The following is a 15,750-nucleotide window of genomic DNA, read 5'->3' on the forward strand; positions in this document are numbered from 1 at the left end:
GCAACGATCCCCTAATCAAGATCGTGAATTGTATTTATGGTCGAAATATCGTCATTATATGCATGATGGGGGCAGAAAGTGGCTCAGACAAGAGCCATCATTCGGTTTTTTTCATACTCAGTGCAATTCTTCGGCGTTTGCTGTCCACTTCTATCACGCTGACCGAGACAATTTGACCCGTGCTGACAATACTATGAGGGTCTTTCACAAAGCTATCTGCCATTTGAGAGATGTGCACTAAGCCGTCTTGATGTACCCCTAAATCAACAAAAGCACCGAAGTTGGTAATGTTGGTGACAACGCCTTCTAGTCGCATGCCGATTTGTAAATCATCAATGGATTCGACACGCTCATCATAGTTTACCGAGCGAAATTCGGGTCGTGGATCACGTCCCGGTTTTTCCAGTTCGTTAAGCACATCTTTCAGCGTATAAGTGCCATATTCATGCAAAGATTCAGCTGGAATCTTACGCAAGGTTTCCGGCGATTTAAGCAGCTGGGATATGCTCATATCAGCTAATGACGCTATTTTTCGCACCAGTGGATAGGACTCTGGATGGACAGCGGTATTATCAAGAGGCTCTTTGCCCTCACGAATACGTAAAAATCCGGCACATTGTTCGAAAGCTTTTGGCCCTAAACGCGGCACTTTTAAGAGTTGTTTTCGATCCGCAAAACGCCCTAATTCTTCGCGACTTTTAATAATGTTATTCGCCAGCGTGGTGTTTAAACCGGCCACACGAGTCAAGAGTGCCGGTGATGCGGTATTTAAATCGACGCCAACATGGTTAACGCAGTCTTCGACCACGGCATCCAGTTTAGTTGCGAGCGCTTTTTGGTCGACATCATGTTGATACTGACCGACGCCAATAGCTTGAGGATCGATTTTTACCAACTCAGCTAAAGGATCCTGTAAACGTCTGGCGATGGACACTGCACCCCGCAAAGTGACATCAAGGTTAGGAAATTCTTCCGCGGCTAACGCCGATGCGGAATAAACGGATGCACCTGCTTCGCTAACTAACATACAGGCGACCTGTTTGAACTCAGCGGCACGAAGCAGGTTTTGTACCCAGCGTTGTGTTTCGCGAGATGCGGTACCATTGCCGATAGCAATCAGCGTTACCTTATGCCGCTTAATAAGCTCAGCCAACTGCTTTGACGCTGCTTCCTCTTGGCGTTGCGGAGGGTGAGGATAAAGTGTGGCGGTAGCCAGTACTTGACCGGTTGTATCAACGATTGCTGCTTTGACACCGGTACGTAAGCCGGGATCTAACCCGAGCGTCACATGGGCACCCGCTGGTGCAGAAAGCAGTAGGTCTTTCAGATTACGTGCAAACACATCAATGGCAGCGACTTCTGCCTGCTGGCGTAGTTGGCGTAACAATTCATTTTCTAGCATCGGAGCAAGCTTGGTTTTCCAGCTTTGCTCGATGGTGTGCAATAGCCAAGAAGAACATTCGGGTAAGCGCAGCTGATTGTAGCGAGCGATAGCTTGCAGCGGCTGATCAGCTTGGTCCTCCGGTAGGTTGACTTTATAGCTAAGCTCACCCAATTGTTTACCACGTAATATCGCTAACGTGCGGTGTGATGGAATCTTGGATAGCGTTTCTGAAAAGGCATAATAGTCACGAAATTTACTGTCAGGGTCTGTTTTGCCCTTTGCCGCACTGACTTCTAGCAACCCCTGTTGCCAAAGTTTCTGTCTTAATAAACCTATCAGGTCAGGGTGTTCTGTCAGTTGTTCTAACAAGATGTGCCTGCAACCTTCTAAAGCGGTTTCTATCGAATCAACGCCTCTAGCTGGATCAACATAGGGCGGTGCAAAGGATTCAGGCGCAATACGAGGTTGTTTTAAGACCTGTTCTGCAAGTCCCGCTAAGCCAGCTTCTCTTGCCTCTTGTGCTTTATTCCGGCGTTTGGGTTTGTAAGGCAGGTAAAGATCTTCTAAGCGCGCTTTGCTATCAGCATCGTTAAGTGCTTTTTCAAGTTCGGGTGTCAGCTTATCTTGGCTACGAATCTGATCCAGAATCGTGCTGCGGCGCTCTTCTAGTGCGGTACAGTATTCCAGTTGCTCAGCGAGTTCTCGAAGCTGGGTATCATCTAACCCTCCCGTTGCTTCCTTGCGATAACGGGCAATAAAGGGAATTGTTGAGCCTTCCTCAATCAGTTTTAACGTTGCACTGACTTGTGCTATTGGAAGTTTCAGTCGACTTGCGAGCTGTGGAGCAAGATTCATAATAATCCTTAAATTCGTTATTGAACCTGAAGAATTTGCATTAAATTGGTTTGACCATGCGCACCGATTAAGCTGCCTCGGGTGAGGAGTACGATGTCACCGCAAGTAACACGACCGTCTGCTTTTAATCCTGCCAATATCGCATCATTAATCCGATCTTTATCCAAAGCAGTCACATCAAAAAAGATGGGCTGTACGCCGCGATAAAGTGCCATACGTCTTAGAGTTCGGCTATTACGAGTCAACGCATAGATAGGTAATCCCGAGCGAATCCGCGACATCCACAAGGGTGTCGATCCCGATTCGGTTAAACAAACGATGGCGCGAACACCATTTAAGCCATTAGCGGTATACATCGCCGATCGTGCAATCGCTTGATCAATGCGCTCGCAAATTTTAGTGGGCGAAGTGGGTACAGGTGCAACCAGTTGTTGTTTTTCGGCACCTTGACAGATACGAGTCATGGCCTGGACAACTTCAACGGGATAGTCACCGGCAGCCGTTTCTGCTGACAACATCACCGCATCGGTACCATCTAAAATCGCATTGGCGACATCAAATACCTCGGCTCGTGTTGGCATAGGGTTGTGAATCATCGTTTCCATCATCTGCGTGGCGGTAATAACAAAGCGGTTTAACTCGCGCGCACGTCGTATCAGGTGTTTTTGTACCCCAATTAACTCCGCATCACCAATTTCTACCCCCAGATCCCCTCGGGCAACCATCACTCCGTCTGCAGCTAAAATAATGGAATCTAATGTTTGGTGATCTACGACCGTTTCAGCGCGTTCGACTTTGGCAATAATTTCAGCACGACTTTGGCTTTCATCTAACAGTCGTCTCGCTTCGATCAGATCTTCAGCGCTGCGTGGAAAGGAAACGGCAACATAATCAAAATCTATCTCTGCGGCAAACTTGATATCGAATCGATCTTTATCAGTTAGGGCATCGACAGATAGGCCCCCACCTAAACGATTAATCCCTTTATTATTGGATAGAATGCCACCAATGATGACTTTGGTGTGAATTTTAGAACCATCGATACTGAGAACTTCGAGTTGAATTCGACCGTCATCTAAGAGCAACTGATCTGTTGGTTTGCAGTCATCGGGAAGCGCTTTGTAATCTATACCAACGCAAGCATTTGTTCCTGCTGCGGGGTCCATAGTGGCATCTAAAGTGAAGAGATCACCGGGAGCTAGGGTAATCTTCTGATGCAGAAATCGAGCGATGCGAATTTTAGGACCTTGCAAATCTGCCATCAGAGCAACAGGTATGCCCGTTTTCCGTGACGCTTCCCTAACGCGTTCAACACGCTTGCGATGGTCGCTACTGGTACCATGCGAAAAGTTTAATCTAAAAACATTTGCACCCGCTTTGAGTAAACGCTCAAGAATTCCTTCAGCGTCAGTTGAGGGGCCAAGCGTGGCAACGATTTTTGTACGTTTTAACATAGGCGTTACCTTGTTGTGTGAAACTGCTTTTCAATGGGCAATTTAAACTTACTAGTGATATCGATAGCGATTAAGCGCTAAACTCGACACTATTATAACGATAGAGCTAAGCTCTACCTAAGTTTTGCAAGTGCATTTCTGGACACCGTGATGAAACCCTATTCTCAGATAGCAACAACTAGTCGCTTTTCTAGACTGCTCATTGGACTCAGTGTGTTGGTGCTTTTTGTCGTGCTGATGATGCAAACGGCTGCGATTAGTCGTCATCAAGCACTTCAAGAATTGCAGCATAAAACCGAAGCTGACCTAAATCGATACATCATTACGGTACAGCAAAAGCTTGATCGTTTTAAGGATCTTCCTAAGCTTCTCTCCACTCACCCTGATCTGCTGAGTATCCTTCCGCATCCCGATACCGAGGAGAATAAGCTACGTTTGAATCTGTTCTTAGAAGAGGTAAACGATATTATCGGTGCCTCAGATACCTACTTGATGAACAGAGAAGGCTTAACGGTTGCCGCCAGTAATTGGTCGATGGAACGTTCCTTTATCGGTGGGAATTTTAGCTTTCGTCCTTACTTTATCGATGCCGTTGCGGGTGGTGCTGGCAGTTATTTTGCGTTAGGGACAACGTCACAGCAGCGCGGTTATTTCTTTAGCTATCCGGTTTACAGTAACAATGAAGTTGTCGGTGTGATCGTTGTTAAAATCGATTTGAATGATGTGGAAGACCATTGGAATGATCCGTTACAAGATATTTTAGTGACGGATAATGACGATGTTATCTTTATCTCTACGCGTCCAGATTGGAAGTTTAGAAGCTTAACGCCGCTTTCGGTAGAGGATCAGCGCCGTGTGCAAGAAAGTTTGCGCTATGGTGATAACCCGCTGGTCTCCTTAGATATCACGCTGCGTGAACCCTTGATGGCAGGCGTTGAATTGGTGACGATGAAACCCGCCATAGATTCCGATGCAGAGGGCGATAATCGAAACCAGCAGCAGTATCTATTGATGACACAGTCGATCGAAAATGCTGGGCTGAATGTATCGATGCTTTCTAACATGAAAGTGGTCGATCAAAAAGTCTTGGCGGCCATGGTACAGGTCGCCTTTATCTATATTGCCCTGATGCTGCTCATTTGGGTGCTTCGCGTTCGCTATCGCTTAAAGCTTCAGCAGCGTGACTTTCAACTTCGAGAGCATAAAGCGCTTGAAGAGAGCGAAGCGCGAATACGTGCCATTATCGATCATACCCATGCCGGACTGATTACCTTAGATGAGGCGGGTACCGTTCGCTATATGAATCCTACCGCAGAAAAGCTGTTTGGTGTGACTGCTGATGAGTTGCGCGGGCAGTATCTCAGTCCACTTTTTTCAGAAGCCGCTAGAACACTCTGCTGGCGCTATATTATGGATGAAACCACGGATACGGCGGAATTGACTATCGAAGCAGACGCATTGCGCAAAAATCGACAGTCTTTTCCAGTAGAGCTGACCTTAGGGCGCATGTCTGTCGCGGGTGAAAAACTGTTTATGCTAACCATCCACGACATTACAGAGCGTAAACAGTACGAGCAGAAACTTCGTGATGCCACTGAGGCGTTAGAGTATCGGGTTCAAGAACGTACCAAAGATTTAGTACAAATCAATGCGCGCTTAATGGAAGAGATGACCCAGCATCGCAATACCCAAAATGAGTTGATTCAAACGGCTAAGTTAGCAGTGCTTGGGCAGTTGTCTGCAGGTATCAATCACGAATTGAATCAACCTCTCACGGCAATTCGTAATTATGCTGACAACGGTTTGGCGTTTCTTGAGCGTGGAAAGCTAGAGCCTGTCAGCAATAATCTGATGGAGATCAGTGGGCTGACGGAAAGAATGGCAAAAATCATTCATCCTCTGAAAGAGTTTTCTCGAAAGAGTACTAACTGTATTGAGCCTGTCTCCTTAAAACAGATACGCGATGGTGTGATGTCTGTCATGTATGGACGTTTCGAAAAAGAACAGGTCAAAGTCAGTTGGCCTGAAGGAGTTGATCAGGTGTGGGTTATGGCAGATAGACTGCGTTTAGAGCAGGTTTTTGTCAATCTACTGACCAATGCTCTACAGGCGGTATCTGATCAGCAAGATAAAGTTATTGCCGTGACCACTCACTCTACAGAGGTCGTAACTGATATTTTTGTCAGAGATAATGGTCCGGGAGTGATCGATCCAGAGCGCGTTTTTGAACCTTTCTACACCACCAAAAGCTCCGGGCAGGGCATTGGTTTAGGGTTGCCGATATCACAACGTATCATTGAATCTTTTTATGGAGAATTGACCGTTCAAAATCATCACCAGGGTGGTGCAGAGTTTTGCGTTCGATTACCCTGTGCAATCAATCAAACTCAGCAACACACGGTTCTTGTTGATCAAGGCCAATAAGGTATTTGGGAAAGGTAATGACAGACCAGCAGGGTGTGTGTCCAGTTCTTCTGATTGATGATGAAAAGCATATCCGCTTAGCTGCAGGGCAAACTCTGGAACTGGCTGGGCATGATGTGGAGCTCATGAGCAGTGCTGAGGGTGTGTTGGGTCGCATCCATGAAGCATGGCCGGGAGTCATCATCACCGATATTAATATGCCAGGTATGGATGGATTGGAGTTAATGCGATCGATCCATGCTAAAGACCCCGATCTTCCCGTTATTTTAATCACCGGGCATGGTGATATCTCCATGGCAGTGAATGCGATTCGTCAGGGGGCCTATGATTTTATTGAAAAACCCTTTGCCTCTGAATTGCTGCTCGATGTGGTGAGGCGAGCACTCGAAAAGCGTCGTTTGACCCTAGAAAACCGTCAACTCCGTTTTGAATTAGAAGCTCAGTCAGCACCTGGCCCAAAAATCATTGGTAAGTCTGCTCAAATTCAACAATTGCGTCGTTTAATGGCAGCCATTGCAGATACCGCAGCAGATATTTTGGTGATGGCAGAGACAGGTTGCGGTAAAGATCTGTTAGCGCGTTTTATCCACGAGCATAGTCAGCGACGGGATAAAAACTTTGTTGCTATTAATTGCGGTGCTGTGCCAGAGGCGCTGATAGAAAGCGAGCTGTTTGGGCATGAGGCCGGTGCCTTTACCGATGCAAGAAATCAACGCATTGGTAAGTTTGAATATGCTAATGGCGGTACCTTGTTTCTTGATGAAATCGAAAGTATGCCGATGTCCTTGCAGATAAGACTATTGCGAGTGCTAGAAGAGCGCAGTATTGAGCGACTCGGTTCTAACAAAACCATAGATCTTAATTTGCGTGTTATTGCCGCCACCAAGGTTGATCTATTGGCGTTGTGTGAACAAGGTGGTTTTAGAGAAGATCTTTATTATCGTTTAAATGTTCTCCGCGTTGATATTCCTCCGTTGCGCGAAAGGCGTGAAGATATTCCGCTACTGTTTCAGCACTTTGCCCTGATTGCCTCAAATCAGTATGGTCGTGAAGTCATGCCCTTGCCGGCTGAACGAATGCACAGTTTGATGCTGCATGATTGGCCGGGAAATGTTCGAGAGCTTAGAAACCTTGCCGAGCGTTATGTGTTGCTGGGCGAGAGCTGTACCTTTGACTTTGATAATCGCCCCATTACGTTAACGGGAGCGGGATTAGGTATGACATTGCCTGAGCAGGTGGAGCGCTTTGAAAAAATGTTGATCCATACTGAGTTAGGTCGTCATGGTGGTTCGATTAAAGATACTCTGGAATCCCTAGGGCTTCCTCGTAAAACCCTGTATGACAAAATGCGTAAGTATGGGTTAGATAAGAGTCAGTATAAGTAGCATAAACAAGAACAAAGGGCTGGTCGATGACCAGCCCTTTGTTTGTATTGAAAAGCATTTATGCTAAATCATTATAATTTAAAGCGTTGTAGCATAGTTTCCAATTCGTGAGCCAGTGACGTTAGCTCACTGGAGACTTGGCTTAAATGCTGTGCATGCACTGAACTGTCCTCAGAACTATCATTGATGGCCATAATATTACGCTCGATATTACTGGCGACGATGCTTTGTTCATTCACCGCGTTAGCGACTTCATGATTCATGTTATTAATACGACGAATCTCTGCAGCGATGGTATTCAGCGCCTTAGAGGTGTTTTGAACTTGCTCAACGCCTTTGCCAGCGCTCTCCAGCGAACTTTGCATTACATCGACGGCATTTTTAGCATCGACCTGCAGGCTATCAATAATTTTATAGATCTCTTCGGTTGAAGCCTGCGTTCGACTAGCAAGAGTGCGAACTTCATCAGCCACCACTGCAAAACCGCGACCTTGTTCACCGGCACGTGCAGCCTCAATCGCGGCGTTCAGCGCCAATAGGTTAGTTTGTTCGGCAATGTTTTTAATGACCTCAAGCACGGTGCTAACGTTCTGAGCCTGATCATCCAGTTTCTGAATAACGCCAGAGGCCTCATCAATATCCTTACGCAGCTTCTCGATCGCTTGAATAGCATGTGCGGTAACTTTAGTGCCTTCATCACTCTCACGCAAAGCTAAATCAGACGCTTCAACACTTTGATTCGAGCTACTGGAAACACTGCGGGTAGAGGCTTCCATCTGTTCGACCGCAGAGGCTACCGAGCGTGTTTGATCTTGCTGATGCAATACGGCTTGCGTTGTTTGATTAGCAATATCATTAATACGGTTGCTGGAAGAGGAAAGCTTTAACACCGTACTACTTACCTGTTTAAGGCTTTGATGGACATTACCTAGCAGTGAATTCATTGCGGCGGACATTTTGCCTATTTCATCATCTGACTTTACGTCAACTCGAAGGCTAAAGTTGTGGCTCTTTTCAATATCATGAAGTGTGGTGGCAAACTCATTAATAGGACGAATGACAATGCGGTTAAGAATATAGCTAATCACCAAAATACCGATGATGAACAAGACTAGCTCAACCAGAGCAACATTGATCATATTGGCGCGAATCGTTGCGTTCATCTTGTCTAACGAATAGGTCACGCGCACCGCACCAATGACGGTTCCCTCTGGATGTTGGTGGCATAAAAGGCAATTGGTGCCTTTGTAGTTAGGTATCGCTTTCATGGGTAACAGCACAGTTAGGCGGTGGCCATTACTATCGCGTGATTCCTCAATAACACGTTCTCCACTCATGGCGCGTCTGTCTAACTCATCTCGAACCACTGAGTCTTCAGAGCCTGGACCATAGACTGAATTGAGTTCAGGACTACGAAGGATTCTTGCTTCAACTATCGACTCATTGCTCAAAATACGTTGTTGCAGCTCGCCGCGATTTCCCATGGCACCACTTAGCATCAAAATATTAATGCTATCAAAATAGGAGTCTGCTGCATCAATGGTGGTTGTTCTGGCGACATCGGCGACCAATGAGGTTTCGCTTCGATAGATCACCGTGAGGGAGCTGATCAGTACAACCATGAACACGATCAGCAGCGATACGTTTACTTTAGTTTTAATTGACATGTAAGCCTAACCAGATAAAAGGTTTGTCATCTATTTCTAGTGTGTTTTTCAAAGAAATTCAAGAATACCTTAAAGTGTCAGTGCTGTAACCTTTGTTTGAATAGGGTTTTTGAACTTTTTGCAAAGTGGCGGTTTTTCACCCTTATACCCTAGAGCGATTGGCGGGTATTCACTCAAATAGATGGTGTTTGAAAATAACTAGAAAGCAAGTTGATTGTTTACTTTAAGTTTTTTGAAACTGGCATGACCTGTGCTTAGTAGAAACCTATCTTGATGATCGCATGTAAGACTGTAAATTTGCTGTTTAAGAGCTAGGCTTACCCATGATGTGATCAACGATAGAACATAACAATATTAGGTGGAATGAATGGCTCAATATAAAACAATCCTTTTTGCAACCGACTTTTCTGAAGGCGCTGAGAAGGCTGTTGCACATGCCCGTACCTTGGCGAAGTTGACTGGAGCAAAGCTACATCTGTTTCATGTCATTACCGAGTTATCCGATAAACGCCGTAAACGCGTACCTGCAGATGTGATTGATACCTTCATTCGAGAAGTGACGCGTCAAGCAAATGAAGATATGGAGAGCTTCTGTCAATTGCATTTTTCAGGTGAATCGGCCGAAGGAATAGAACTGAGCCACAGCATAGACGTAGGTAGTGGTTATACCGCCATTTTAGATGAAGCCAAACGGATCAATGCGGACATGATTGTGATGGGCACCCATGGTCGCTCTGGTATCGAAAAAGTATTAGTAGGTTCCACCGCAGAGCGAGTGGTTCGCAATGCACTGATTCCTGTGTTGACGGTTAGATCCTAACTGCAGCGCAAGAGGTTAACGCGTAAACATCATAAGAAACTCAAAACAAGTAATACAATCAGGAGAACTATAAGAATGAGAATTCTATCCAAACAAGCCCTAATTGCAGGTTGTGTCGGTTTAGCGATGGCCGCCGGTGCGGTTCAAGCAGCAGAAGATCGTAGCGATTGGCCACGCAGCATCACTGTCGGTACCGCTAGCCAAGGTGGTGTTTACTACGTTTATGGTGCGGGTTGGGCAAACTTAGTCGGTGAAGCCCTTGGTATTTCTGCTGGCGCAGAGGTAACCGGTGGTCCCGTTCAGAACGCTACATTGGTTCAAATGGGCGAGCACGCGTTTGGTATGGTGACAACCGGACCATTGATCGCTGCTTTGAATGGTGAAAGTGAGTTAGCACCCGGTATGCCGCATGATGATCTTCGTGCTGTTTTTCCTATGTACCAAACCACGCTGCAAATCATTGCGTTAAAAAGTTCAGGAATCAATTCAGTTGATGATCTGGATGGTAAAACCATCGGTGTAGGCCCTGCGGGTGGTACCGCTGACATGTATCACAGCCAGCTGTTAGAAAAGCTTGGTATCAATGTTCGTACTCGTAATGGTGGTGCAGCTGACCAAGCAGGCCAATTACAGGACGGTTTGATTGACGCTTTTGCTTTTGCAGCAGGTATGCCTATTTCTGCGTTTAGCCAGTTGGAAGCTCAAGCAGATGTTAATATCTTCTCTTATGAGCCAGAGCATTTTGCACGTATCACTGAGCAGTTTCCAGAGCTAAGCGCTGCGGAAATTCCAGCATCTATTTACTCATCTATGCCTGAGGATCGTGCTGCAATCTCTTTGTGGAACTGGGCGATTACGCATAAAAATATGCCGGAATCCTTGGTTTATGGTGTCACCAAAACCGTGATGGAAAATCATGATCGCATGATGCAGATCCATGCAGCATCCTCTGAGACTATTCCTGAAAATTTCAAATACAACAATGTTCTACCATGGCACGCTGGTGCAGCACGTTGGTTTGAAGAGAAGGGTTTTGAAATACCAGCAGAGATGAAAGACTAATTCTGACATTAGTTGAGTAACATGGGTGCTGATCAACAGATCAGCACCTTCGCCATACATGCCTTAAACTAGGTATCTTTCTCATGACAGAAAAAACTCCTGCGTCAATTGATGCTGCTGAAGAAAAAATTGGTGCGGAAGGTGTTTCCGATGTTCCTTTGGGTCACAACGAGCGTGACTTAACAGGTGTTGTCGGCAAGATCATCTTTTTTGCCTGCGTTTTTTATACAGGTTTGCATCTATACGCCCTCAATATCTCACCTATTGAAACCTGGACTTTCCGGATTATTCACGTGGCGGGTGGTTTAGTCGTTGGCTTTGCGCTAATTGCGGCCTATACGCTAGATAGACAAAAAGAACCGCAACCTTTATGTGCTATTCAATGGGCTGCAATGCTGCCTGTTTCAATAGCAATGCTATTTGCAGCGGCCGGCATCACCTTTGCTTGGATTAGTCGTGAATGGATGGGGCAAATGCCACCTGCTTGGCTACTGCCTCAGGTAGCATGGGCACTGGCTATCTCAACATCGGTTGCCATCTTGGCAGGTTGGATCTGGAAATCGGGTGGTAACAAGCGAATTTTCTGGGGTGACCTAGTCTTGATGGGTGCTGCTGTCGTCGTCGCTGCTTACTTAATCTTTGTGTTACAAAGATGGCGCTTTGCGGCGGGCACACCGATGGTTAGCCAAACCGATTTCTTGGTTGCTTTAGCCGGCGTTATTTTGATTATGGAACTCACGCGTCGCGTGGCAGGCTTGGCCTTAATTGTTATCACGGCCGTCTTTCTTGCCTATGCCTTTGCTGGTCCATATCTACCTGGTATTTTGGAGCATCGTGGTTATTCAATGGAACGCTTCTTTACCTATATCTATACCGATAATGGTATTTTAGGTCCAACCACAGCGGTATCTTCAACTTACATTATTTTGTTTATCACCTTTGCTGCCTTCTTGCAGGCATCACGAGTAGGTGATTACTTTGTGAATTTCGCCTTTGCTGCAGCAGGTCGCGCAAGAGGGGGGCCTGCTAAAGTAGCCGTTTTTGCCTCAGGTTTAATGGGGATGATTAACGGCACTTCGGCTGGTAACGTGGTGGCGACGGGTAGTTTGACCATTCCACTAATGAAAAAGGTCGGTTATCACCCACGCAGTGCTGGTGGTATTGAAGCGGCTGCATCAACGGGTGGGCAGATTGTACCGCCAATTATGGGTGCGGGTGCCTTCATTATGGCGGAAATTACCGGTATTCCTTATACCGAAATCGCCATTGCTGCTTTGATTCCTGCTGCATTGTATTTCTTATCCATCTACCTGATGGTAGATCTTGAAGCCCGTCGTGAAGGGATGTCTGGCTTGTCGCGTGATCAGTTGCCAGTATTCAGCAAAATGGTTAAGCAGGTGTATCTGTTCTTGCCCATTATTATCCTGATTACAACGCTATTTATGGGTTATTCCGTCATCCGTGCGGGTACCTTAGCGATGGTCAGTGCGGCAGTTGTCTCTTGGTTTACACCCTATCGTATGGGGGTAAGAGAAGTCCTTGATGCGCTATCGCTAGGTACGCGGATGGCCATTCCGTTAATTGCGGTGTGTGCTTGTGCGGGTATTATTGTTGGTGTCATCAGTCTGACTGGTGTGGGCGCTCGCTTCGCTTCTATGCTACTAGGTATCGCAGATACTAGCCAAATTCTAGCGCTGTTCTTCGCCATGTGTATCAGTATTTTGCTAGGCATGGGGATGCCAACAACAGCAGCATATGCGGTTGCGGCATCGGTCGTTGCGCCTGGTTTACAACAGATAGGCATCCCGCCTTTAGTGGCACATTTCTTCGTGTTCTATTATGCGGTGTTATCTGCGATTACACCGCCAGTGGCGTTGGCAGGTTATGCGGCAGCGGCAATAGCGGGAACTGATCCACTGAAAACAGCAATGACCTCATTTAAGTTTGGTCTGGCTGCGTTCATCGTACCCTTTATGTTCTTCTACAGTCCTGCGCTGTTGATGGATGGTACTTGGACAGAGATACTCAGCGTAGTGATTAGTGCCTCAATTGGGATCTACTTGCTGGCGGCCTCGATTCAAGGCTGGTTCTTGAAAGGCGGCGTAAATCTAGTCCAGCGCGCTATTTTGTTGGTTGCTGCAATCTCAATGATTGCCGGTGGTTTGATGACTGATGCGATAGGCCTAGGTTTAAGTATTGTCGTTCTGGTGTGGCAGATTGCGATGCAGAAAGCGAAAGCTTAATAACGGCTGATAAAACTATAAAGGCGCAACTTGATTATCAGGTTGCGCCTTTTTTATCCATTCGCTGAATGGATTTAAGCACTCTTTAGTGCGTGTGCCGATAGGGTGTAAATCCCTATTAACCTAAAAATAGCTTATAAGCTTCGTTATCGGTTTCTTCCGAGTAGCTGTAACCAATATCATCTAAGAAGCCATGCACCAGATGACGTTCCTCTTCCGGTACTTGCATACCGAGTAAAACACGGCCATAGGCAGCGCCATGATTTCGATAATGGAACATTGAGATATTCCAACGACCACCCATTTTATTCAAGAACAACATCAATGCACCGGGACGTTCTGGAAATTCAAAGCGATAAATGACCTCGTTATTGACACTCGCTGGCGCATGACCACCGACCATATAGCGAATATGAATTTTTGCCATTTCGTTGTCGGTTAGGTCGACTACATCGATTTGATGCTTTTGAAGGTTTTCCAGTAGCTCTTTACGTCCGTCATTATTCGGCTTGATTTGTACACCCGCAAACACAATCGCTTCATTGTCATTGCCATAGCGATAGTTAAATTCGGTGATATTTCGTTGGCCTAGTGCTTTGCAGAACTTTTTGAAGCTGCCGGGGTGCTCCGGAATCTTAGCGGCAATAATGGCTTCACGTTTTTCACCTAACTCAGTACGCTCGGCAATATGGCGCAAGCGATCAAAATTAACGTTTGCTCCCGATGCAATAGCCACGAGGGTTTCATTTTTCGCCTGGGTTTGTTCAACATATTTTTTGATACCCGCAACGCCTAAAGCGCCTGCGGGCTCACAAACTGAACGCGTATCATCAAAAATATCTTTGATCGCTGCGCAGATCTCATCGGTTGTGACGGTAATGACTTCATCAACAAATTGTTTAGCGAGTTCAAAGGTATGATCACCCACTCGAGCAACGGCTACACCATCGGCAAATAGACCGACTTGTGGAAGAGTGACGGGTTCTCCGGCTTCTAAGGCAGCTTTTAAGCAGGCGGCATCTTCAGGTTCAACACCGATAATTCGCGTTTCTGGACGTAAATATTTGATATAGACTGCTATACCAGCAATCAAACCACCCCCACCCACACAGACAAAGACAGCATCGATATTGCCGCCATGCTGACGCAGCAGTTCCATGGCAATGGTGCCTTGTCCAGCAATGACATCGGGATCGTCAAACGGAGGAATATAGGTCATGCCTTTCTCTTCAACGAGCCTACGAGCATGAGCTTGGGCTTCATCAAAGGTATCGCCATGAAGGACCACGTGGCCGCCACGTGCACGGACACTGCTGACTTTAATATCGGGTGTAGTCTTTGGCATCACGACCGTCGCTTTAATGCCCATCGCTTTGGCTGACATCGCCACCCCTTGAGCATGATTGCCAGCAGAGGCGGTGATAACACCGGCTGCTTTTTCAGCGTCACTGAGTTGTGCCATGCGGTTATAAGCACCGCGTAACTTGAAGGAGAAAACCGGTTGTAGGTCTTCGCGTTTCAGTAAAATGCGATTGCCGAGGCGAGCTGACAGCGCAGGGGCCTCATCCAGTGGCGTTTCGATAGCAACGTCATAGACGCGAGCTTCCAGAATTTTTTTGATATACCTGTGTGCCATAACAAAAGCCGTTGAAACCTGTGTAAATAATGAACGGGGTACTGATGGTATCGGCTATGTGCTCTAACGTCTATAAGCTAACTGCGCTAGAGCGTATAATTCAAAAATTGTTTGTTCTTAATGTGGGTGAAAGCAATGAACCAAGATGAAATGAAGCGTGCTGTCGGTATCGCAGCTGCAGAGATGATCCGTCCTAAGCTGGACCGAGAGACTATCATCGGTGTTGGAACCGGTTCAACCGCCAATTGTTTTATTGATGCACTGGCTAAGTATCGTGACGAATTTGCCGGTGCGGTTGCCAGTTCTGAAGCGACGGCTGCTCGGTTACGACAACATGATATCGAAGTGTTTGACCTTAACTCCGTCTCACAACTCGAGTTTTACGTTGACGGCGCTGACGAATTCGATGCGCGTTTTAACTTGGTAAAGGGTGGAGGCGGTGCCTTAACACGTGAAAAAATTGTTGCAGCGGTGGCGAAAACCTTCATCTGTATTGTTGATGAAACCAAGCAGGTTGATGTTCTGGGTAATTTCCCATTACCGGTGGAAGTGATTCCGATGGCTCGCTCCTACGTGGGCCGTCAACTAGCTGGGCTGGATGGGCAACCTATCTATCGAGAGGGTTTTGTGACCGATAATGGCAATATCATATTGGACCTGCATGATGTTGAAATCATGGATCCAAAAGTGTTTGAACGCCATTTGAATAATATCGTAGGGGTGGTCACCAATGGTTTGTTCGCCAATCGTGGTGCGGATGTGATTCTAATGGGCACGCCCCAGGGTGTAAAAACCCTGACACGTGACTGACCAGATTCTT

At 46.4% G+C, this 15,750-nt stretch carries 10 protein-coding genes; 6 read left to right on the forward strand and 4 right to left on the reverse strand.

Annotated features, from left to right (window positions below; all coding sequences use genetic code 11):
- Positions 1-97 precede the first annotated feature (97 nt).
- A complete protein-coding gene (locus tag F7R24_RS10480) occupies positions 98-2,239 on the reverse strand; it encodes a Tex family protein (RefSeq protein WP_151671216.1) in 2,142 nt (713 codons plus the stop codon).
- A gap of 17 nt (positions 2,240-2,256) precedes the next feature.
- Entirely contained in the window at positions 2,257-3,693 is a 1,437-nt protein-coding gene (gene pyk / locus F7R24_RS10485) for a pyruvate kinase (protein WP_151671217.1), read from the reverse strand.
- A 150-nt stretch (positions 3,694-3,843) separates the two neighbouring features.
- Here pyk and F7R24_RS10490 point away from each other — a divergent pair, with 150 nt between their 5' ends.
- A complete protein-coding gene (locus F7R24_RS10490; protein ID WP_151671218.1) occupies positions 3,844-6,117 on the forward strand; it encodes a PAS domain S-box protein in 2,274 nt (757 codons plus the stop codon).
- A gap of 17 nt (positions 6,118-6,134) precedes the next feature.
- Positions 6,135-7,502, forward strand: a complete 1,368-nt coding sequence (locus F7R24_RS10495) for a sigma-54-dependent transcriptional regulator (RefSeq protein WP_151671219.1) — start codon at positions 6,135-6,137, stop codon at positions 7,500-7,502.
- A 71-nt stretch (positions 7,503-7,573) separates the two neighbouring features.
- On the opposite strand, the gene F7R24_RS10500 is transcribed toward F7R24_RS10495, so the two are convergent.
- Positions 7,574-9,169: a methyl-accepting chemotaxis protein gene (locus tag F7R24_RS10500; protein WP_168926817.1), complete on the reverse strand. Its 1,596-nt coding sequence runs from the start codon at positions 9,167-9,169 to the stop codon at positions 7,574-7,576.
- Between the two features lie 367 nt (positions 9,170-9,536).
- On the opposite strand from F7R24_RS10500, the gene F7R24_RS10505 reads away from it, so the two are divergent.
- From F7R24_RS10505 to F7R24_RS10515, 3 genes are all read left to right on the forward strand, one after another.
- Positions 9,537-9,989: a universal stress protein gene (locus F7R24_RS10505; RefSeq protein ID WP_151671220.1), complete on the forward strand. Its 453-nt coding sequence runs from the start codon at positions 9,537-9,539 to the stop codon at positions 9,987-9,989.
- A gap of 75 nt (positions 9,990-10,064) precedes the next feature.
- Positions 10,065-11,051 (forward strand): TAXI family TRAP transporter solute-binding subunit, encoded by a 987-nt coding sequence (locus F7R24_RS10510; protein WP_151671221.1) that lies wholly within the window; start codon positions 10,065-10,067, stop codon positions 11,049-11,051.
- Between the two features lie 83 nt (positions 11,052-11,134).
- Positions 11,135-13,294 carry a TRAP transporter permease gene (locus tag F7R24_RS10515; protein ID WP_151671222.1) on the forward strand — a complete coding sequence of 720 codons (2,160 nt, stop codon included), beginning with the start codon at positions 11,135-11,137 and terminating at the stop codon, positions 13,292-13,294.
- 118 nt (positions 13,295-13,412) lie between these two features.
- Here F7R24_RS10515 and ilvA read toward each other — a convergent pair whose 3' ends face one another.
- Positions 13,413-14,930 (reverse strand): threonine ammonia-lyase, biosynthetic, encoded by a 1,518-nt coding sequence (gene ilvA, locus F7R24_RS10520; protein WP_151671223.1) that lies wholly within the window; start codon positions 14,928-14,930, stop codon positions 13,413-13,415.
- Between the two features lie 135 nt (positions 14,931-15,065).
- Here ilvA and rpiA point away from each other — a divergent pair, with 135 nt between their 5' ends.
- Positions 15,066-15,740, forward strand: coding sequence for a ribose-5-phosphate isomerase RpiA (gene rpiA / locus F7R24_RS10525; RefSeq protein ID WP_151671224.1), 675 nt, complete (start codon positions 15,066-15,068; stop codon positions 15,738-15,740).
- The last annotated feature ends 10 nt before the right edge of the window (positions 15,741-15,750 follow it).

This window comes from Nitrincola schmidtii (assembly GCF_008973715.1).
GTDB classification, from domain to species: Bacteria; Pseudomonadota; Gammaproteobacteria; order Pseudomonadales; family Balneatricaceae; genus Nitrincola; species Nitrincola schmidtii.